At 50.6% G+C, this 20,328-nt stretch carries 23 protein-coding genes, 1 tRNA gene and 2 pseudogenes; 16 read left to right on the forward strand and 10 right to left on the reverse strand.

Annotation, left to right across the window (positions count from 1 at the left end; translation table 11 throughout):
• The first annotated feature begins 60 nt into the window (after positions 1–60).
• From ABFB09_RS05590 to ABFB09_RS05605, 4 genes are all read left to right on the forward strand, one after another.
• Complete coding sequence (locus tag ABFB09_RS05590) at positions 61–627, forward strand: nuclear transport factor 2 family protein (protein ID WP_347000520.1); 567 nt, start codon at positions 61–63, stop codon at positions 625–627.
• A 184-nt stretch (positions 628–811) separates the two neighbouring features.
• Positions 812–1,642 carry a sulfide/dihydroorotate dehydrogenase-like FAD/NAD-binding protein gene (locus tag ABFB09_RS05595; RefSeq protein WP_347000521.1) on the forward strand — a complete coding sequence of 277 codons (831 nt, stop codon included), beginning with the start codon at positions 812–814 and terminating at the stop codon, positions 1,640–1,642.
• A 77-nt stretch (positions 1,643–1,719) separates the two neighbouring features.
• Entirely contained in the window at positions 1,720–3,114 is a 1,395-nt protein-coding gene (gene gltA, locus ABFB09_RS05600; protein WP_347000522.1) for an NADPH-dependent glutamate synthase, read from the forward strand.
• 125 nt (positions 3,115–3,239) lie between these two features.
• On the forward strand, positions 3,240–3,428 hold the full coding sequence (locus tag ABFB09_RS05605) for an SHOCT domain-containing protein (protein ID WP_347000523.1): 189 nt from the start codon (positions 3,240–3,242) through the stop codon (positions 3,426–3,428).
• Positions 3,429–3,558: 130 nt separating this feature from the next.
• On the opposite strand, the gene ABFB09_RS05610 is transcribed toward ABFB09_RS05605, so the two are convergent.
• Both ABFB09_RS05610 and ABFB09_RS05615 read right to left on the reverse strand, forming a co-directional pair.
• Positions 3,559–3,930: a hypothetical protein gene (locus ABFB09_RS05610; RefSeq protein ID WP_347000524.1), complete on the reverse strand. Its 372-nt coding sequence runs from the start codon at positions 3,928–3,930 to the stop codon at positions 3,559–3,561.
• A gap of 348 nt (positions 3,931–4,278) precedes the next feature.
• Entirely contained in the window at positions 4,279–5,634 is a 1,356-nt protein-coding gene (locus ABFB09_RS05615) for a reductive dehalogenase (protein WP_347000525.1), read from the reverse strand.
• 359 nt (positions 5,635–5,993) lie between these two features.
• Between ABFB09_RS05615 and ABFB09_RS05620 the strand changes: the two genes are divergently transcribed.
• The 6 genes and pseudogenes from ABFB09_RS05620 to ABFB09_RS05645 all read left to right on the forward strand — a co-directional run.
• Positions 5,994–6,407, forward strand: coding sequence for a transcriptional repressor (locus ABFB09_RS05620; protein ID WP_347000526.1), 414 nt, complete (start codon positions 5,994–5,996; stop codon positions 6,405–6,407).
• 3 nt (positions 6,408–6,410) lie between these two features.
• On the forward strand, positions 6,411–8,468 hold the full coding sequence (gene feoB / locus ABFB09_RS05625; protein ID WP_347000527.1) for a ferrous iron transport protein B: 2,058 nt from the start codon (positions 6,411–6,413) through the stop codon (positions 8,466–8,468).
• The gene (locus tag ABFB09_RS05630) at positions 8,465–8,659 is read left to right on the forward strand and encodes a hypothetical protein (RefSeq protein WP_347000528.1); all 195 of its coding nucleotides are present in this window, start codon (positions 8,465–8,467) and stop codon (positions 8,657–8,659) included. Before feoB ends, ABFB09_RS05630 begins: the two co-directional genes overlap by 4 nt.
• A complete protein-coding gene (locus ABFB09_RS05635) occupies positions 8,659–9,303 on the forward strand; it encodes a metal-dependent transcriptional regulator (RefSeq protein ID WP_347000529.1) in 645 nt (214 codons plus the stop codon). Before ABFB09_RS05630 ends, ABFB09_RS05635 begins: the two co-directional genes overlap by 1 nt.
• Before the next feature lie 49 nt (positions 9,304–9,352).
• Positions 9,353–9,428 (forward strand) — tRNA-Ala (locus tag ABFB09_RS05640).
• A 112-nt stretch (positions 9,429–9,540) separates the two neighbouring features.
• Positions 9,541–10,194, forward strand: a pseudogene (locus tag ABFB09_RS05645) (DEAD/DEAH box helicase); the annotation flags it as partial.
• A 194-nt stretch (positions 10,195–10,388) separates the two neighbouring features.
• On the opposite strand, the gene ABFB09_RS05650 reads toward ABFB09_RS05645, so the two are convergent.
• Together ABFB09_RS05650 and ABFB09_RS05655 are read right to left on the reverse strand one after the other, a co-directional pair.
• Positions 10,389–10,694 carry a helix-turn-helix domain-containing protein gene (locus ABFB09_RS05650; RefSeq protein WP_347000562.1) on the reverse strand — a complete coding sequence of 102 codons (306 nt, stop codon included), beginning with the start codon at positions 10,692–10,694 and terminating at the stop codon, positions 10,389–10,391.
• An 18-nt stretch (positions 10,695–10,712) separates the two neighbouring features.
• Entirely contained in the window at positions 10,713–11,126 is a 414-nt protein-coding gene (locus ABFB09_RS05655) for a cyclic nucleotide-binding domain-containing protein (protein ID WP_347000530.1), read from the reverse strand.
• Between the two features lie 119 nt (positions 11,127–11,245).
• On the opposite strand from ABFB09_RS05655, the gene ABFB09_RS05660 reads away from it, so the two are divergent.
• The 3 genes from ABFB09_RS05660 (at position 11,246) to ABFB09_RS05670 (ending at position 13,200) form a co-directional block, all read left to right on the forward strand.
• Complete coding sequence (locus ABFB09_RS05660) at positions 11,246–11,413, forward strand: hypothetical protein (protein WP_347000531.1); 168 nt, start codon at positions 11,246–11,248, stop codon at positions 11,411–11,413.
• Positions 11,414–11,464: 51 nt separating this feature from the next.
• A complete protein-coding gene (locus ABFB09_RS05665; RefSeq protein WP_347000532.1) occupies positions 11,465–11,884 on the forward strand; it encodes a pyridoxamine 5'-phosphate oxidase family protein in 420 nt (139 codons plus the stop codon).
• Between the two features lie 107 nt (positions 11,885–11,991).
• Positions 11,992–13,200: a bifunctional 3,4-dihydroxy-2-butanone-4-phosphate synthase/GTP cyclohydrolase II gene (locus ABFB09_RS05670; RefSeq protein WP_347000533.1), complete on the forward strand. Its 1,209-nt coding sequence runs from the start codon at positions 11,992–11,994 to the stop codon at positions 13,198–13,200.
• A 297-nt stretch (positions 13,201–13,497) separates the two neighbouring features.
• Here ABFB09_RS05670 and ABFB09_RS05675 read toward each other — a convergent pair.
• The 4 genes and pseudogenes from ABFB09_RS05675 to ABFB09_RS05690 form a co-directional block, all read right to left on the reverse strand.
• Positions 13,498–13,706, reverse strand: a pseudogene (locus ABFB09_RS05675) (ATP-binding protein); the annotation flags it as partial.
• Between the two features lie 300 nt (positions 13,707–14,006).
• Positions 14,007–14,153 (reverse strand): Rrf2 family transcriptional regulator, encoded by a 147-nt coding sequence (locus ABFB09_RS05680; RefSeq protein ID WP_347000563.1) that lies wholly within the window; start codon positions 14,151–14,153, stop codon positions 14,007–14,009.
• A 439-nt stretch (positions 14,154–14,592) separates the two neighbouring features.
• Entirely contained in the window at positions 14,593–15,183 is a 591-nt protein-coding gene (locus tag ABFB09_RS05685) for a DUF1638 domain-containing protein (protein ID WP_347000534.1), read from the reverse strand.
• Positions 15,184–15,303: 120 nt separating this feature from the next.
• Positions 15,304–15,750 (reverse strand): MerR family transcriptional regulator, encoded by a 447-nt coding sequence (locus ABFB09_RS05690; RefSeq protein ID WP_347000535.1) that lies wholly within the window; start codon positions 15,748–15,750, stop codon positions 15,304–15,306.
• Positions 15,751–15,886: 136 nt separating this feature from the next.
• Here ABFB09_RS05690 and ABFB09_RS05695 point away from each other — a divergent pair, with 136 nt between their 5' ends.
• The 3 genes from ABFB09_RS05695 to ABFB09_RS05705 all read left to right on the forward strand — a co-directional run bounded on the left by ABFB09_RS05695 (position 15,887) and on the right by ABFB09_RS05705 (position 18,281).
• On the forward strand, positions 15,887–16,306 hold the full coding sequence (locus ABFB09_RS05695) for a pyridoxamine 5'-phosphate oxidase family protein (protein ID WP_347000536.1): 420 nt from the start codon (positions 15,887–15,889) through the stop codon (positions 16,304–16,306).
• A 15-nt stretch (positions 16,307–16,321) separates the two neighbouring features.
• The gene (locus tag ABFB09_RS05700; protein ID WP_347000537.1) at positions 16,322–16,801 is read left to right on the forward strand and encodes a hypothetical protein; all 480 of its coding nucleotides are present in this window, start codon (positions 16,322–16,324) and stop codon (positions 16,799–16,801) included.
• 115 nt (positions 16,802–16,916) lie between these two features.
• On the forward strand, positions 16,917–18,281 hold the full coding sequence (locus tag ABFB09_RS05705) for a PAS domain S-box protein (RefSeq protein ID WP_347000538.1): 1,365 nt from the start codon (positions 16,917–16,919) through the stop codon (positions 18,279–18,281).
• A gap of 67 nt (positions 18,282–18,348) precedes the next feature.
• On the opposite strand, the gene ABFB09_RS05710 is transcribed toward ABFB09_RS05705, so the two are convergent.
• Together ABFB09_RS05710 and ABFB09_RS05715 are read right to left on the reverse strand one after the other, a co-directional pair.
• Positions 18,349–19,059, reverse strand: coding sequence for a response regulator transcription factor (locus ABFB09_RS05710; RefSeq protein WP_347000539.1), 711 nt, complete (start codon positions 19,057–19,059; stop codon positions 18,349–18,351).
• On the reverse strand, positions 19,059–20,243 hold the full coding sequence (locus ABFB09_RS05715) for a PAS domain-containing sensor histidine kinase (protein ID WP_347000540.1): 1,185 nt from the start codon (positions 20,241–20,243) through the stop codon (positions 19,059–19,061). Before ABFB09_RS05715 ends, ABFB09_RS05710 begins: the two co-directional genes overlap by 1 nt.
• Positions 20,244–20,328 lie beyond the last annotated feature (85 nt).

Consider the following 20,328-nt stretch of genomic DNA (forward strand, 5'->3'; position numbering starts at 1 on the left):
ATCAAGGCATAATCTAGCCTATAAAAGTACTTCGACAATATAGCCTGAAAAGGAGAAATTATGGGAGCCGATTCCGAAACACGCACCGCCATCAACGACCTGTTGGAAGAGTTTAAATATGCTGTTGAAAACAAGAACGTCGAGGCACTTCTGAGCACGACTACCAAAGACGCCAATATGCTGAACATCGGTCCCGCTCACGATGAGATGAGCATAGGCCCCGCTCAGCTCAAAGAGCGCTATGAGAAATATTTCGCCAGCGTGGATTCCATAACGGTGAAATATGGGTATACCACCATTAAGGCTAACGGTCCGGTTGCCTGGGTATCTAGTCACCTCTATCAAACCCTCAAGAAGGGATCGAGGCAGCTTGTGCTGGATATGCGGATGACCCTGGTAGCCGAGAAGATACAAGACGATTGGAAGATCAGTGAGATGCATCTCTCCATTCCCGGCGAGGTCAAGCTGCCCGAACCGACGCCAGAAGAAAAAGCCGCCGAAGAGGCAGCCGCCGCTGCCGCGAAAGCCGCTGAAGAAGCTAAAAAGAAGGAAGAAGAGGACAAGCGGCAAGCAGCTCTGAAGGCTGACGAACCTCCGGCGGACCAATCGTTCTTCGATTATTTTTAAAAAAAGCCCCAAAGAATACAAGAGGGAGTGTCGCAAGGCACTCCCTCTTTTTCTTCAAAGATGTGTGCCCGCGGATTTATGGACCACGGCGATAGCTGGTTCGCTTGAAAACTGCTCCTTTACGTGATAGATTATTACGGCCGCTAGTTCTTTCGGACTAGTTCTTTTTGAACAAGGAGTGCGTTTGTATCCCATCATCGCTACCGAAGAACTGGTGCCACGGGTGCGCCTCTACACGATCCATGCGCCGCTGGTGGCTAAAAAGGCCGCCGCCGGGCAGTTCGTTATTCTCAGGGTAGATGAATCCGGGGAACGCATACCCTTGACCATCGCCGACTGGGATGCCATCGCCGGCACCGTGTCGGTGGTCTTCATGGAAGTGGGAACCACTACAACCAAACTTGGCCGGCTCGGCGTGGGCGACGCAATCGTCGATTTTGTCGGGCCGCTTGGCAATCCCACCGAAGTGGAGAAATTCGGCACAGTCTGCCTGATGGCTGGAGGCTTCGCTACAGCCACTATCATGCCTATCGCCCGCGCCATGAAAGCGGCGGGCAATCACATCATCACCATCGTCGGCGCGCGCAACAAGGATCTGCTTTTCTGGCAGGATAAACTGGCGGCGGTCAGCGACGAACTCATCGTTACCACCGATGACGGCTCAGCCGGCCGGAAAGGCGTGGTCACCGAGCCCATCAAGGAAAAACTGGAGCGCGGGGAGCGAATCGACCGGGTTATCGCCATCGGCCCCAGCATCATGATGAAGTTCTCCTCTTTAACGACCAAACCCTTCGGTGTTAAGACTATCGTGAGCATGAACCCCATCATGGTGGACGGTACCGGCATGTGCGGCTGCTGCCGCGTTTCGGTGGCCGGTCAGACCCGCTTCGCCTGCGTCGACGGGCCGGAGTTCGATGCCCACGCCATAGATTGGGACTCCTTCATGTCGCGCCAGCGAACCTATATGGACGAAGAAAAACGGTCGCTGGAGAAGTGCCGCTGTCCCACTGTTTAAATCCGAAATCCCTTCGACAGGCTCAGGACAGGCCGAATATCGAAATATGAGACAATACCAAATGATCGAAATGCTCCATGGCTAAACTGGATCTCAACCGTACCGGCATGCCCAAGCAGCCGCCGGAAGAACGGCGTGAGAACTTCCGTGAAGTGGCCCTCGGCTACTCCGCTGATGAAGTGCTGAAGGAAGCCTCCCGCTGCATCGACTGTAAGGCCCGCAACTGCGTCGCCGGTTGTCCGGTAGCCATCGACATTCCGGAATTCATCCGGGCGGTGAAGTTCGGGGATCTGCCGGAGGCGGCTAAAATCCTCAAGCGCACCAACGCCCTCCCCGGCGTCTGCGGCCGTGTCTGCCCCCAGGAAAGCCAGTGCGAGGCCGTCTGCACCCTGGCTAAGAAAGGCGCCCCCATCGCCATCGGGCGCATCGAACGCTATATCGCCGACTGGGAACTGGGGCACAAGGACGCCGTCGCCGGTACCGAGCGCCGCCCGCCGACCGGCAAGCGCGTCGCAGTCATCGGCGCCGGCCCGGCCGGCCTGACCGCCGCCGCCGAACTGGCAAGACTGGGGCACGAGGTCACAATCTTCGAATCCCTACATATCGCCGGCGGCGTGCTGATGTACGGCATACCGGAATTCCGGCTGCCTAAAGCCATCGTTCAGACCGAAGTCGAATACGTTAAAAGTCTGGGCGTAAGGATCGAACTCAACGCCGTCATCGGCAAGACACTTACTATCGACGAACTTTTCACCGACGGGTTTCAGGCCGTCTTCCTGGGCACCGGCGCCGGTCTGCCGCTCTTCCTCAATATCGAAGGAGAGAATGCCCCAGGCATATACTCGGCCAACGAGTTCCTGTCCCGGGTCAACCTGATGAAAGCCTGGAGTTTCCCGGATTACGACACCCCTCTCAAGGTCGGTAAAGAGGTAGCGGTCATCGGCGGCGGCAACGTGGCCATGGACGCCGCGCGCTGCGCCGTCAGGCTGGGCGCTCATGTCACCGTGGTTTACCGGCGCAGCCGGGATGAGATGCCCGCCCGCGCCGAGGAAGTGGAGAACGCCGAAGAGGAAGGCATAGATTTCCTGTACCTGACCAATCCCATCGGTTTCCAGGTCAACGAGCATAAATGGGTCTCCGGCATGACCTGCCAGAAGATGGCGCTGGGAGAGCCCGACGCCTCCGGCCGCCGCCGCCCCGTGCCGGTGGAGGGCTCCGAGTTCGATCTGCCCGTCGATATGGCCATCATCGCCCTGGGCACCCGTCCCAACCCCCTAATCGCCCGTTCGACGGCCGACCTGGAATTCGCCAGTAAAGGCACCGTCGTGGCCGATGAAACCACCGGACTGACCCGGAAACAGGCGGTCTGGGCGGGAGGCGACATCGTCACCGGCGCGGCCACCGTCATCTCCGCCATGGGCGCAGGCAAAGCGGCCGCCCGCGACATCGACCGGTACCTGGCCGGGCTTTAATTCTCCCATACATACATCTCCTCTTCATTACGATTGCTGTTCGCCCCCCAGGTTCTTGCCTCAACGGTAAGCTCGCGGTATAGTTTTATCATTGATCTCTCATTTACACCCACAGGAGGCAGGATATGATGATTATCGGACTGGTGCTGGCTGTGGTGGTAATCTGGCTCATCATCTCTTCAGTACAGAAGGGTTCGTCGTTCACCCTCGGCGGCAGTGAGAAGAAGACGCCTCTGGAGATCGCCCGGGAGCGTTACGCCAAAGGCGAGATCACGTCGGAAGAGTTCGAGTCGATCAAGAAGAACCTTTCGTAGGTCCTGCCGGAGTATTTGTTTTCCCCCGCCCCTTTTTTAGGAAACAATTACTGGATATCAGCTTTGTAAAACCGGGTTCCAAACGTAAGGTTATTTCGCAAAATCAATTCAATCAAATAAAACAAAATCTTTAGCAGCTTCTCAATCGCTCCAACGTCTCCGGGGGCAGGGCAAAGTCATGGCGGACCTTGTTCATGGCGGCCGCCAGATCGTTTACATCACGGTGCCCGACGTCGTATTTTCTCCTGACCATATCCATGAAGGACGCCATTGCCCTCTGCTGAACGCGGACATTATCCGGGTCATGCTTGATGACGAGTTGCATACGATAGATCGACAGAAAAAGCTCACCATCGATACCGGTGAATCCGGTCACTTCCTGAATTCTCCGACGGGCGTTCTCGATAAAGCCTTTTGAATAGTAACCATGGGTACAGGCGTTCCTGTTTCCAGCCGGAGCGCCGCGGCGTTTGGGGGCGGGTGAATTGTTTCGTTGAATCAATTAATGCTCCTTATGTTCTTATATTCGGGAAATCCATGATAATACGGCGCAGGCCGATTGTCAATGGGATTTTGGCGGGTTTTCAAAATATATATTGAGGTTTCAGCTATCAGCTATCGGCCTTCTTCTTTGGACAGACGGAGGTCGTGGGACGAAGATGTTGCGACAGCAGCCCTTCGGAGCGCTCTGAAATAAAGCCTCGTAATAAGATCAGGGGAGGACATAATAGCCCATTCAGAGAATGACTATATGAAATTTGCGACGATACATCGCTATGGCGGATCGAAGGCTGGGTCACACCCGGCCTTCGGTCCGCGCTTTATTGCCAATTTAAAAATCGGATAACTATTACGCCCAGTCGTCCGTGCCGGCACCCAGTATCGTGTCGTGTTTCCAACTAGACAGGTCGCGGTTCCACCAACCTTCGTAATCGGTGGAATCTCCATAACCGAATGTGCGGTCCATTTGAGCGAAAAACCCATTGAAGACTGAAGTGGCTGCCACAATAGTCCTCACAGTGGTATGAATTGACGCGAAGTTCTTCTGGCTGAAAACGCAGTTAGCGTCGCAGAAGTTGCAACCGTGGCACTTGGGGAAATTCATCTGCCAACGTTTAACCCCGGGACGATTCCAGTTATTTTGTTCCCCGTTAGGACCGACATCGTTAGTATCCCACGTCGGGTCGGTATCCATGGGGATGCTGCCCCACGGACAAACCTCGGCGCAGGTCTTACATTCGTAACAAAACTTGTGCATACCAGCGTCGATCGGTGTCGTTTCCGGAAGCGGCAGGTCGGTTACTATGCTCGGCGTGTAGCGGATGAGAGTCCCTTCTTCCGGAGTACAGTTGTGAGCATTCCTGGAAAGTTCCGACAGGCCCGCCATGACGCCGTTGGCAACATTGTAGGATTCCAAACCTGTGAGAGCATGGTAGCCAAGTGACTTGAGAAACCTCTGAGTCCGGTTCTGAATGATCGGGCCCACCGCGTATCCTATCGTTGCGCCGATATTCAGCGCCGAAGAATACTCCAGCTTGGGAGCGGTATGATCGCCGAAGTTGGACATCTCCATGGGTTGCTTGACGACATAGACAATTGCAGATTTACAGGATTGAGGCACTACCCTGACACTGCCGTCGTCGCTTGGTTGATCGGTATTTTCTACTCTTATCCGACCAGCTTGAACAGAAAGATCAATATACCGCTGGTTGAACGCCAGGAAACCCTGACGGGGAGAACCATAGAAATGCATGGCAGCGCGCACCAGTTTAGCGTTTTCTTCGGCTGTTCCCTGCCATCGAGCAACGCCCCGCTGCTCAGGGGTAGTCACTTCGATCCCATACCAGGGGACTGACGTCAGTCCAGCGCCAAAGCTTAAAAATCCTGCACCAGCGCCAAAGGCGATGTCTTTCAGGCTATTACCGGGTGCGTTAGCCTTGAGTTGCTGCGCTTGCCAGGCTGCCCTCTTCTCCGCCTGGCCGTCGCCGGCTTTCACACCGAAGTTATACCCATGGTTGCCCAATTTGAAAGGCTTGATCTGATCCCAATCAACATCGACGGTGGGATTATAAGCCTCCCGCTGTTTGACGAACCAGGGGTGCTTGGCATCAACCGACGAAGCCATCATCTCATCCAGATCATGGAAACGGGGTGCTGTCAGCGCTGCGCCGCCGAGGCCGGCACCAGTCAGCCCGATACCTTTCATGAAATCTCTGCGTGATACAGTGTGATGAAAAGTAGACATTTTTCCCCTCTCAATTTTCTCTACGGTCTTTCCCGTCCGTCACCCGGTCTCTCCCGAATGTCAGGATGGTTGCTTATACCCCCTTAATACTCGCCGGTGCTTACTTACTGTTATGGTACATCTATAATAAAATGTATACATCGTACTAAAGTATTAGTCAACCTAGTACTTTATGCGTATATTTTACCCTATTATGAATTTATTATCAGCGCCTAACAGTGACCTAGAACCTGCCCGTCCTCTTGACACCCCTGGACCTAACCGTTTATAATAAATGCAAATGATTACTATTTGCGTAATATTCAACAGCCGGAGGAACCATGTCGCCGTTATCTAATACGGATCTGAAAGCCACCGGACAGCGGGCGGTCATCCTAGAAATCATCAAGAGCGGAAAAGGTCACCTGGACGCCGATGAGATCTATCGCCGCGCCCGGAAGAAACTGCCTCGACTGTCATTGTCAACGGTTTACCGCGCGTTACAGAAGTTCAAAGAAAGCGGCCTCATCGAGGAGTGCCACCTGGACGAGAACCATCATCATTACGAAGCGTCCCATAAGGGCGAACACCATCACCTGATCTGTTCCGGCTGCGGCAAGGTCGTTGAATTTACTCTGCCGCTGTCGCAGATCGTCGCTGAATGGGTGCCGCAGGCTGAGGGGTTCGAGATCACCGGCAGCGAGGTATCCCTCACCGGGTTGTGCCCGGATTGTAAGAAGAAGAAAGCGGAATAATCCATGCGGAAATCCAACCACTCGAAAAACGAAATCGACGAATCGGTGTATGGCATTCCGAGTTGCCATCAGCCGCGTCAGCAACATCGCCACCGTCATGGTCAAACCCCTGATGAGCCGGCGCTCAAGGTTGCCCTGGTCGGCAGCCCCAACGTCGGTAAGAGCTCCGTCTTCCACAGCCTGACCGGGCGACGAGTCATAATTTCGAATTACCCCGGCACTACGGTGGATATCTTCCGCGGCCGCACCGTTCTCGACGGGCGGACGGTGGAGGTCATCGATACCCCCGGCATGTACTCCCTCCATTCGATTACCGAGGAAGAACGGGTAGCCCGGGCTATCCTGCTCAAGGAGAAGCCGGATGTGGTGCTGCACGTCATAGACGCCAAGAACCTTGACCGCATGCTGCCCATCACCTTCCAGCTTATCGAAGCCGGACTGCCGATCATCGTCGTGCTCAATATGACCGATGAAGCCGACGCCCATGGCATCGTTATCGATGCCGAAAAACTGTCCTCGGAGCTTGGAGCGCCCGTAGTGGCCACCGCAGCCAACCTGGGGCGAGGCATCGCGGCACTGAAAAATGCCATCCTCGAATACCAGCCGGTTTGCCTGGCCCTGCCCGTCTTTTACGACGAAAGGATCGAACATGGTGTTGCCGCCCTCCTGCCCCTGGTCAAGGACAGCCCCCCGGCGGCCAGGATGTCGCCGAGATCCATCGCCCTGCTACTGTTACGTGAAGACGAGCAGATGCGACGGCTCGTCGCCGGTGAAGGGTATGATCTGTCTCGCATCGACGAAATAGTTTCCGGCACCCGTTTGGAATTGTCGCATCCCCCCGCTTACGTCCTGGCGGTGGCCCAGCAGCGGGCGGCGGGTAAACTGGCTGCGACGGTGATGACCCAGCGCGCCGAGGGGAAAATAAAATTCGGCGAGCGATTATCCCGCGCCATGATGCACCCGCTGAGCGGGGGAATCATCCTGGCGGCGGTGCTGTACGCCATGTACTGGTTCGTCGGCGTCTTAGGCGCCGGTACGCTGGTCGGCTGGCTGGAAGAGGTCGTCTTCGGCGAATACATCAATCCCTGGGTAACCGGGACACTGCAAAACATCATCCCGGTGCAGGTAATCTCAGACCTTTTCGTCGGGGACTACGGCATCATCACACTGGGCATAACCTACGCCATCGGCATCATCCTGCCCATCGTGACCACCTTCTTCATCATTTTCTCCATTATCGAAGACTCCGGCTACCTGCCGCGGCTAGCCATGCTCATCGACCGGGTGTTCAAGTTCATCGGCTTGAACGGCCGGGCCGTCATCCCTATCGTCCTCGGGCTGGGTTGTGACACCATGGCCACCATCGTCACCCGCACCCAGGAGACCAAACGGGAGCGCGTCATCACCACCCTGCTCCTGGCCCTGGCCATCCCCTGCTCCGCCCAGCTCGGTGTTATCTTTGGCATATTGTCGGTGTCTACCGGCATGCTGCTGACCTGGGTTGGCGTCGTCGCCCTGGTCTTCGTATTGGTCGGCTGGCTGGCATCGAGGATCATCACCGGGGAACGCGCTTGTTTCTATATGGAGATACCGCCTTTGCGGCTGCCGCGCCTCTCGAACGTGTTGCAGAAGACCTATGCCCGCCTCGAATGGTATCTCAAAGAGGTCATCCCCTTCTTCGTCGTCGCCAGCGTGGTACTGTGGGCTGGTGACATCGCCGGTCTGCTGGATGCCATGATCGCCGGGTTACGGCCGATCGTCGAGTTCGTCGGAATCCCCGGTGACGCGGCGGTGGCCTTCGTCATAGGCTTCTTCCGCCGCGACTTCGGCGCTGCCGGACTTTACGACCTGACCACCCAGGGACTGCTCACCGGTAATGCCCTCCTGGTATCGGCGGTGGTCATGACTCTGTTCGTGCCGTGCATCGCCCAGTTCATGGTCATGATCAAGGAGCGGGGATGGAAGACAGCCGTGGCTATTGCCGCTTTCATCTTCCCGTTCGCATTCCTGGTCGGCCTCGGCCTCGACCGGTTACTGAAAGTGCTCGGAGTTAACTTATGACCGACGAATCAACCGACAAAATGAAATGCCCCTTCTGCGGCTTCGAGTTCGATGCCGCTGCCGGTACCGGTTACTGCGGCTCCTGCCCGATGGGGAAAAGTTGTAAACTGGTACGCTGTCCCAACTGCGCCTACGAGACGCCGGCCGAACCGAAACTGCTGGCCGCTATCAAGAAACTAAGGAGAAAATAATGATTATCGACGAACACGGCGAAGAAATATTGGAAACACTGTGGATCAAGACCCAGGAAGAGAAGACCCGCGCGGAAGCCGAAGAGTTCCAGTCGCAGCAAGCGCTGGAGCAGCTTATCGAGGACGGTTTAGTGGTCAGCGCGGGAAACGGCACTCTGACCTTGACCGCCAAGGGTCTGCCGGAAGCCCGCAGCGTGGTGCGCCGCCATCGCCTGGCGGAGAGACTTCTCTACGATGTCCTGGGTACTCGGGATCGTGTAATGCATGAAAAAGCCTGCAAGTTCGAGCATCTGCTGGACAAGGGCCTTGACGAGAATATCTGCATCCTGCTGGGCCACCCCAAGGTCTGCCCTCACAACAAACCCATCCCCCCGGGTAAGTGCTGTGAGGCGGCGGCGGGGCAACCACAGAAGCTGGTGGCGCCCCTGTCTGAACTTAAGCCGGGACAAAAAGGCCAGGTGGCTTATATTTACGCCGTAGAATCCGACAAACTGCAAAAACTGATGGCCATGGGCGTCCTGCCCGGCGCGCCGGTGCGGCTGGTTCAGACCTTCCCGTCCTACGTCTTCCAGGCGGGCAACAGCCAGTTCGCCATCGACCGCGAAATGGCCGATACTATTTACGTTCGATTATCTGAAATTTAGCTAACGATTGCGCGCGGTTCTACGCGGCTGCTATAATCTAAGTCCGCATGGGGCTGTAGCTCAGCTGGGAGAGCGCCTCCTTTGCAAGGAGGATGTCAGGGGTTCGAGTCCCCTCAGCTCCACCAAAGAGGACGATACCGAGAACCACTCGGAAGACTAAGAAAGATTGGCTGGGGAGAGTCTTTTCAATAACCTTCCCTTGGCGGACGCCAGCTGACTCGAAACCGATCTGCTAGCAGTCTAGTTAAGCAATGGCAGGATGAGCTCCGCAGCAAATTCGCCCTGCCTTTCGATATCCTCACAAACGACAACCTGGAAGCCGCCAGGACCGGTAACTGGTTCCGGGAGACCGATTTCGCCATCGCCAGGTTGGACAAACTGTCGCGAAACGAAGACGTCCAACCGAAGCTCGCCGCGCCGGACTGTCGCTGGGATCTGATTGTTTGCGATGAAGCTCACAAGATGTCCGCTAGCTTCTTCGGCGGCGAAGTCAAATACACCAAGCGCCACAAGCTGGGTCAATTACTATCGACCCTCACCCGTCATTTCCTGCTTATGACCGCCACTCCGCACAACGGCAAAGAAGAAGACTTCCTGCTATTCATGTCACTGCTCGACGCCGACCGCTTCGAGGGCAAGTGCAGGGACGGCGTCCATTCCGCCGATGTCTCCGATATGATGCGGCGCATGGTCAAAGAGAATTTCCTCAAGTTTGATGCCACGCCGCTTTTCCCAGAGCGGATCGCCTACACGGTGCCCTATAAGTTATCCGACGCCGAAGCTAAATTGTACAAGGCGGTCACGGACTACGTCCGTAACAAGTTAGACAGAGCGCAGAAACTCCAAAACGAGGGACGAGCGGGCACCGTCGGTTTCGCTTTAACCATCCTCACAGCGGCGCCATTGTCAACCGACCTTCCCCCGCTACCTTTTCGACATTATATTTAGTTTAAAACCCCTGATAGCTAATCCAACATTTTGTTAAATCGTGTAATCCAAGCTCAACGATCCAACAACCTCTAGCATTTCTGGCCTACAAGATTGTCCAGTTTAAAGCCCGACCCGTGCCCATATCAACCTTTATTTTACGGTTGCTGGAAACATTCACAATCGGTTGATCGAGCAATTGGTGATGAGGGTTCCTCTGCACGAGATTCGTTTAGAAACCATTTGCTAATCACCAATTTGTGATCTAGATCGTCTTTCACGATTCCAGCCATTTTAAGCGATCTCATAACGTTTGTGACCATCACCCGGGAAGCTCCAACAAGAGCCCCAAGATCTTCATGTGTAAGTCTGAAATTCAATTTGGTTCCATCCGGCGTTTCTTGACCGTGCTCCCGGGCCAGTCTCACGAGGGTCCGGGACAGGCTTGAACGCGTATCGTAGATGGCGACGTCGGCAAATTGCTAAGTAATGCGTCGGATTTTGTCACCCAAGCCTTTGATCACTTTCAGAGAGAGTTGACTGTTCTGCGTCAACAGGCTCTCAAAGTCACTCTTATAACAGGCGCACAACCGTGTATCTTCAACAGCGATAGCTCCAAAAGAACGTACCGAGTCATCGAACAGCACTTCTTCGCCAAACAATTGATTGGCGGTTAAATATCCGAGGGCGACCTCCCTCCCTACTTCTGAGGTCTTTATCAGTCTGACCCGACCCTTGGTGATCAGAAAAATCGAGTTTGCCGGTTCTCCTTCGAAAAACAAATATTCGTTCTTAAGGTACTCGGGTCGACGAAAAAGCTTTCGAATATCTTTTCGTTCCTTTTCGGACAGAGAGTCAAAGAGCCACAGATCTGCCATGCAATTTAGGTATGTCACGGTCCTCCTCCAAACGCTCGGAGGTATTTTACAACAATCTTTACGACTACCTTTGTAAAATATTATACCGACTAAGCATCCATTTGATGCCAGAATAGGGAAAATTGGGAGGTCGGTTCATGGCAACCTGGTTAAGTATTTTCATCTTGGCGGCTGGTATATGTGGTTTCATGTTGAAAACGGCTAATAACCCCTTTAAAGGATTTATCACAATCAAGTTGTTTTGGGTTCATCTCCTACTGGGGCTTTCAGCTATGGTTTTAGCTTTACTGACATTATTTGGATAGTCGGTTTTGGTAGGTACACGTAAAGTCAAAAATAAATAGGAGGAACGCTAAATGGCGACAATGCCCAAAGAAGTAATCGATCTATTCCAGGATCCCGCGGTACCCAAGATGGTCGCAACAATCAGCCGTGATGGCGAACTCAATGTCACTCCCAAAACCAGTATGACCGCGGTGGATGCGGAAACCCTGGCTTTTGCCGACCTATATGGCTTGACGACAAGGACTTTCAAAAATCTTCGGGATACCAAAAAGGTGGCCATTGTGGCTATGAAAATCCCGCTTGCACCTCCTTTTACTACGATCCAAGTCAAAGGGACTTTTCAGAAGTATGAAACTTCAGGCCCGCTGTTTGAAAAGTTTGCCGAAGGCCTGAAGAAGGCGATGGGGGTGGATATTACCGGGATCGGTATTGTCCAAGTGGAATCGATTTTCTCTCAAGCCCCCCAGGACAAAGGTAAAAAACTAGCGTAATTCGGATTAGATGCGAACACAAGGCCTTGTATTAATAAAAGTGCCACCACAAATAAGGGAAGAAGTCAACACTGCCCCCCATCTATTAGTCGGTCGAAGGAATTGGAATGTTTGATGCAGATAATCTAAACAAGGCAATAGATGATTTTCGCCAAGGCAAGTTTGTAATGATAGTTGATGATGATCGCCGTGAAAACGAGGGTGATCTGGCGATAGCCGCAGAGGCGATTACACCTGAAGCCATCAACTTTATGGCTAAAAATGCACGCGGTCTAATTTGTGTCTCCATGGATCCGGATCGTTTGGAAAAGCTTAATCTTCCGCTGATGGTTCATGAAAACACGTCTCAACATTCTACTGCTTTTACAGTTTCAGTGGAGGCTCGTTTTGGCGTTTCAACCGGAATTTCTGCAGCCGATAGGGCCGCAACGGTGAAGGTGTTGATCGATCCCGCAACTCAACCAAATGATTTGGTGAAACCAGGGCATATTTTCCCGTTAAAAGCTTTGAAAGGAGGAGTCTTAAAGAGGGCTGGACACACTGAAGCTTCGGTAGATTTGGCGAGGTTATCAGGATTGTGTCCAGCCGCAGTAATCTGCGAGATTATGAACCCTGATGGATCTATGGCCCGTCTTCCCCAACTCGAAGCCCTAGCTAAGGAATGGGGCTTCACTATGATTAGTGTTGCCGAACTGATTGCGTATCGTCGAAGGACCGAACATCTAGTTCACCGAGTTGCAGAAACCAAAATGCCGACCCGCTATGGGGTATTTCAAGCGATAGCTTATCGTAGTGAAGTTGAAAGCGGCGAACACGTTGCCTTAGTGAAGGGCAAGATCGATGGAGATGAGCCTGTTTTAGTCCGGGTGCACAGCGAATGTCTTACCGGAGAAGTATTTGGTAGCCTGAGGTGCGATTGCGGTGAACAGCTGGACATGGCCATGAAAGCGATTATCAACGAAGGTTCTGGGGTGCTACTATATATGCGTCAGGAAGGTAGAGGCATCGGTTTCCATAACAAATTGCGAGCTTATTCTTTGCAAGACCAAGGACTGGATACGGTCGAAGCAAATCACGAGTTAGGTTTTAAAGATGACCTTCGTGATTATGGAATTGGCGCTCAAATCTTATCCGATTTAAGATTGACTCGTATCAAATTGTTGACCAATAATCCGCGGAAAGTGGTCGGACTTGAAGGATATGGCTTAACAATAACAGAAGTATTGAATATCCAAACGACTCCCAATTCTCATAACTATAGCTACCTCGGTGCCAAGAAAAACAAACTTGGGCATCATCTCGAATTGGGGTATTGAAGAAGATGCGGTCAAAATGATAGCCCGGTTAAAGAGTTCGAGCCGGGAGTTGACATGACTGTACGGAGGGGCACTTTCGTTGGCAAGATTCAAAAACGGCCACTAGCAGCTTCGGATCGGTGCTTTGAATCGATCAAAAAGGGGATGGATAGGGCGATTCATGCTAATACTCGAACTGGTTGCGGATTTCGCTGAAATCGGCCACCGATTTCGGTCCAAATCGGCCACCGTCACGGTGAATTCGGCCACCCCTGAGACGTGACCTTTTAGGGAGAGCGGTGTCGGGTTGGGGTCAGTTTAGCTTAGCCTCATTCTATCCGCAAGCTCCTCCTTCTTCCCACCAGGTTCTTGGGTATTCGCCTCTCTTTTCCGCCGCATGGAATCGCCCTTGAGGGTGAGGCGGTAGGCTTGTGCAGCAGACGATCACAGATGGCGTCGGCCATGGTCGGGTCGCCAATCGCCGGATGCCAATCCGGGATGGGGCACTGGCTGGCCACCACGGTGGTGCCGGCGTCGCTTACCCTTTAGGGATGGCCGATTTGGTCCGACAGGGTGGCCGGTTTACTCCGACAGGGTGGCCAATTTGCTCCGAGACGGCGGCCGATTTAATCCGAAATACGCACTGGTGCCTATTTTGAGTCAGGTCGTCCAACGTAATCGATTCAAGGATGCTTTTTGTGATATGTCCAACCTTATTCCAGATTCACGAATCGTGCAGTATTTGCCTCTCCAGGAGTCCCGCGGGTCTTGTGCGAAGTCAGTAGGTGATATAGACCCTTCAGTAGCCGCCACGATATCGGAAAGCGTTATCTCTGAGGGGGGCGTGTCAATAGAAAACCACCCTTGACGCCGCGAACACTCTTTACTAATTGGGCAATGCGCAGAGGTACCAATAGCTGAACCAGGTATTGCTCCGAGATTCGATTCCTTCTAGCAAGATCTTGGCAAGTGATGGGCCTTGGCTAAAATGGACTGCCAGATCAATAACGACCTGCAAGGAATGGTGCCCTCGTACAGAAATCTTCAATCGCGTCTCCATGTTCTGTGATTGAAGTAAAGCAAAACCAGTTTAAAATATTATTAGATGAAGTTGTTGTCGTCAAAGCTCTTTTGGTAACCTATTACCATGTTCACTCTGGGCGTAGTCTGTTCAATAGATGTTCAGCCTATCTACAAGCATCACGTAAGAAGTCCGATTCACACTATGAAAAGCCGAGCAGTTAGGGCGATACGTCAAGGCCAGACAGAAGAAAAATTCACCGCCGGAAGAGCGTACTAGATCGACCGTGAAATCTAATCAATGTGTTCCTTTCGTGGCGTGGTCAGCATCATTGCTTAGATTTGGTCGCTCCTACTCTCCGTCAAAGGTTTAATGATTCCATTCCAAGTTTTTTAACAGTTCTGGGAATGAGCAGATTTCCTCAATGTCTTTGTCATCACAGTTTTTAAATTCGAGAGAGAGGCTGGATAAATCTCGATAGGCACTCCGGTGTAGTCAAAAAATCCTAACATCGAGTCTTCATCTATCGGGCATACCCCGGTGTCAAGAAGCAATATCCTGTCATACCTACCAAAGTTGATTCGGGCATCGATATCATCCCAATGAAGCCCTTCTTTAAAGATATGTTCCCAATGTTTAATCCAACCGGGCGTAACAAAGAAAGTCTTTTGTTCTTTCTCCAACTCATTCCTTCTCATTTTTCCAAGAATAATCTCTATACAATCAGGTTCTGAGGGAATGATCAAGTTATGACGATCTATCCATTCGGGAAAACAAGGATGACAACGAGAACCATATATTAAGGGTATTGGACCATTGGTTTTTCGGTTAAAGATGCCATTAAAAAGTTGCTTCATCTTTTCCGGATTGACATGTAAGTTAGGTTGAAAATAAACAGGTTCAATTTTAAGTTTGTAATCGACAACAATTTTATTAATTTCATCCGTGAGAATGCCACAACAGATTAGTTCTCTAATATTCACTTTGTTGTCCTTGCAGGGCGATTGTATCAGGGAATAAGCCCATCCTGTGCATTGATAAGATTAAAACCAAGGTCTTTTGAGTATTAACCACCTTCTCGAGAATAAGAAAGAGTTTCATTATCACAGGATAAATACACACTGTGGGCAGTCCTGACAACTCGGACGGTCGCATTTTAGGCATGTCAATACAGATTCAAAAGCAGTGGTGTTATGTTTCTTCAAATCATTGAGAATTGATTGTTGTTCGTCGATCTTTTTGTTAGTAAGCTTTAGTGCCTTGAGAGACCGCTCAAGTATCTCCGCTTTGGTGCCGGGGGCCGGTACATTCAAACCCAACACGGCTTTGATGTCATCGACGCTCATGTCCAGGCGTCGGAGCGTATTGATAAAACGCAATCTGACGATATCGCGTTTGTTATACAGTCGTAGCCCGTTGGGCGTAACCGCTGTTGGTTCTAGTAAGTCTTCTTCCTCATAATATCGTACAGTCCGAAGGCTTACTCCAACTTCCTTAGCAACATCACCGATTTGGAATACCATCCCTGGTTTGTTAGATTCGCCATTCATGGTCTTATTTTATCATATACCGCCCATTCAAGGCAATGATGTAAGGGAATCATATTTTCCTAAGGTCTTGACAATGACGTAACGTAAGCCTATAATCCTGCACAACCCTACGGGGAATATGTATTGGAGGACGAGTATGGCGACACTGCCCAAAGAAGTAATCGACCTGTTCCAGGATCCCGCAGTACCTAAAATGGTTGCAACCATCAGCCGGGGTGGTGAACTCAATGTTACTCCCAAGACGAGTATGCAGGTGGTTAATTCCGGTACATTAGCATTTGCTGATCTCTATGGCCTGACAACAAGGACCTTCAAGAATCTACAGGACACGAAAAAAGTAGCTATTGTCGCTATGAAAGTGCCCGTCGCTCCCCCATTTACAACTTACCAAGTGAAAGGGACATTTCTGAAATATGAAACCTCGGGGCCTCTTTACGATAACTTCGCAAAAGCCTTAAAGGATGCGATGGGCGTTGACATCACAGGAGTTGGAACGATTCATGTTGACGCTGTCTATTCCCAGGCGCCCCAGGACAAAGGTAAAAAAATAGCGTAACACCCCGGAGCATTCATGAATCATATACGATTCTTGGTCCTCACTAGGGATCATAATGTCATCGACACGATATCCCTGGCCTTCCATGTCGGATGGCCAGGGATAGAGGTGGTTGCCAGTGAGGACACCCGAGCTATCTCTATATATAAAAAAATCCGCCCTGCGGTCGTAGCAATCGGTCTTGACCTGCCGAATGCTCAAGGTTTTAAGCTCATAAGAGCATTACGAGATTTGTCCGACGTGCCCATAATTTCTTTGTCCAGCCAATATGTTGATGCTGATTTAGTTCGAGCTGTCTGGTCCGATTCAGATGGGGATTTGTTAAAACCGGTTGGGATGTTTGGGATCATCGCCAAAGTGTGGTCTTTGTTGAAGCGACGTTCAATCGGATTTGACCAAGAGTTGTCAAGTGAAAATTCCGGACCTTCGATAATTCAACACTCCTTCCCCCAGAGACGAGTCGAACGCATAAAGGACTTAATCGCCGCATCTTAAGTGGGTCCATACGAAATGTTGAACTCGCCCGCTTCTGGCTACTTCGTCCGGTTACAGAAACAAATAAGTATAATTCTCTTGAACTTGGCCTACCACTAGAATAGAATCTCCGTAAATGGTAATTGACCTCCAGGAAAATCAAACTCCTTCCCCTAATAAATCTATGACATACAAGCCGACGGATAAATTTCCAGTGAATCCGCGTATGAAAAACTGTGGGCCAAATCGTACACCCAAACTTAAGTTGGTGCTTCGAAACCACATCCTTGCGCTCATCAACAAGGCTACCGACGTTAAATCTCTTTTGAACAATTTGGTGCTTGAAATCAAGGACATCACCGGGTGCTCTGTGAGCGCGATAAGATTAGTGGACGAAAGAGGGAGTATACCCTATCGTGCCTATAGCGGATTTGCGAACGGATTTTTTGAGTTCGAGAACGCTCTATCGATCATTTCAGACAAATGCATGTGCATCAACGTAATAACGGGAACGACAGATCCGAAGCTCCCATATTACACACCATCCGGATCCTTTTACATCAATGCCACGACGGCCTTTCTTTCATCGGTTGCAGATGACGAAAAAGGAGTTACTCGTAACGCTTGCAGTGCTTTTGGTTATGAATCGGTAGCGCTAATACCGATAAAGTCTGGTACCAAAATTATTGGTTTAATACACATTGCCGATCACAACGAGAACATGGTTCCTTTGAGTGTTGTAAACCAATTGGAAACCCTAACGTATGACGTTGGGATTGCTATCGAAAGGCTCGTGGAGTATGAGAGAATTCAAAACAGCGAACAATACTATCGCTCTCTTATCGATAAAGTTCCGGCAGGATATTTGGTGCTAGATGCCGAAGGGTGTGTTTTAGAAGCTAATCTTAATCTACTTGAGATGATCGGATACCTTCGCGAAGATGTGTTAGGTAAAGACTTCATTGACTTTGTTGCGATAGAGCGGCGAGCGTTATTCCGGGAAGGGTTCAATCGGTTGAACGGGCAAGGAGAAAGTAGCTTCGAATGTGTCTTAATTGCTAGTGATGGATTTCATAAGGAAGTTTCTATCGCGGGACACTCTGATGCAACAAACGATAGCGGATCGTGGAAAGTCTATTGCGTTGTCAATGATATTACGCAGCGTAAGAGAGCTGAGCAGGAGATACGGAACCTTGCGACGCTGCCTCTGATAAATCCGAATCCCATCATTCAGGTCACCCCAGAAGGCGTAATCGTATTTGCTAATATCGCCGCTAGGCCTTTATTGGAATGCTGGCATACCAGATATGGAAAAACCCTTCCTCCCAGTTGGCAACAGGCGGTTCGTGAAGTGTTTCGAACTGGCACGATGAAAACTGATGAACTTCAACACCTGGGACATGTATATGATTTAAAACTGTTTCCGGTTCCGGAATTGGGGTTTGTCAACATCTATGGAATTGACATCACTAAGCGTTATCGCCAATCCAAGCAACAATGATAACGCGTGAGCACGATCATCTTTTTCGATTGGATTCTCTGTGTTAATTGCTGCAAGAGTTTTCAATTCAGTTGATTCCGTAGTTGTGAGCCAACACTGCGAGTTGAGTCCGATTCGACACTCCCAACTTCTTCATACATCTGTAAACGTACTTTTTTACAGTTGCCGAAGTGTATTTCAATTGGTTCCCAATGTCTTTATTGCAGTAGCCTTTTGCTAGTAAATGAAACACAAGTCTTTCTTTGTCGGTCAATACTGCACCGAACTTTTCGTTCACGTATCGATTGTTAATCGTCGGTTCTGTTAATTGCCGGGATATGTTGCCCATTGCCCTGTAAAAGACTCGAGTATCCCATACGCATAAGCCAGAACAAATCATTCTGATTGCTGAAGCCAGTACCATCCTCGGGCTTTCCTTCAACACAAATCCGTCTGCTTTTGACTTAATAGCTTCAGTCAGATACAACTCCGAATCATACCCCGTCAGAAGCAGGATACCAGTAGATGGATATTCACTCCGAATTTTTTGCGTCAGCGTGAACCCATCCATATCTGATCCACCAAGTTGGATGTCCAATATAACAATATCGGGTCTTAAATCCCTGACGAGTTCGAATCCACCAGTCGGATCAGAGGCTTGACCCAAGACTTCTATATCCTTTTCCCTTTGGAGCATCGTCTGCAATCCTTGCCGAACAACTTCATGATCGTCGACTAGGGCGATCGTTATTGTCCGTCCAACTGGCAGCGGCGAATCCTGAAAAGTGTTCTGATCCATTAGAGTGTTCTCCTCTCTCGATCCCTCGGGTCAGCCCACCCGGATGGTTCAAAAGGAACTGCAACGTCTATTGCGGTACCTTGTGTTAGATGGCTATTGATCTTAAAGGAGCCACCAAGGAGTTCGATCCGCTGCCTCATTCCTTCAATCCCTCCCGATTCTCCATTTAGTATCGAGTCGATATCAAAACCCTTCCCATCGTCCGAAATCCGTAGACTAACAATTTCACCGTTACTTTCAACGGAAACGATTACCTGTGTTGAGGTCAGGCTATGCTTCACGATGTTTAGAATCGCTTCGTGGAAGACACGGTACAAAGCTGTTTCAATTTGAGGCACTAATCGTGTGTTTAGGTTACTCGTCATTTGGACTTTCAGTCCTGTTTTATCTTCCAATAGTCTAAGTTCTTGTTTTATCAATTCAATCAAGCCATATCTTGTGAGCGTGATTGGGTATAGTGATTTCATGATGCTTCTAGTTTCATTCAGAGTACTTCTTATAAGTTGAAGCACCTCATACACTTGAAGCTTCTGCGATCCAGCAGTCTCTTCCAAGACTTCGCTAAGGTAGTGGCAGATATGTACTAAGTCCTGAACAACGCGATCGTGGAGTTCTGCCGCTAAGAGTTTACGTTCGTTTTCTTGAGCTTTAATGTATTCCAATGTTAAATCGCGCAATTTACGCTCGAAAAAGGCTATCTGGTCTTGTTTTAGCTTACTATCTCGAATACTAGCTTCAAGTTTTTCCACTATGCCTGTTAATTCTCTGGTCCTAACCTGAACCATCTCTTCAAGCCGATTCCGGTATTGGTCTAATTCTTTTTCTTTGTTTACCCGTTCTGTGTCATCTCGGACCAGACTCTGGATATATTTCTTCCCGTCAATCGCAAGTAAGCGACTGATGAAACTAGTGTGTACGATATATCCGTCTTCCCTCAAGTAATCAAGATTAGCCCCTCCATATCCTCGTTCAACTATCTCTTTGAACACCTTTTCCCCTGCAGCCTGTTGCTCTGGGGGGCGAGTCTCCCACACCCTCATCTTGATCAGCTCTTCGAACGTTTTTCCGGTAAGCAACCGATACTCTTTATTGCAGTCAACTATTCGTCCAGTCTCAGCATCGATAAGAGCGATGCCATCACGTGAATTGTCAAAAAGCATCTGGTACTTGGCTTCTTTTTCCATGTTAGGACCCTGACCTTTCGACCCGGATTATATGTCCATGCTGATACCTTTGGAAGAGCCCGTGGTAAAAGCGAGGCGGTATAAG

The sequence above is a fragment of the Dehalogenimonas sp. THU2 genome (genome assembly GCF_039749495.1).
Lineage (GTDB): Bacteria > Chloroflexota > Dehalococcoidia > Dehalococcoidales > Dehalococcoidaceae > Dehalogenimonas.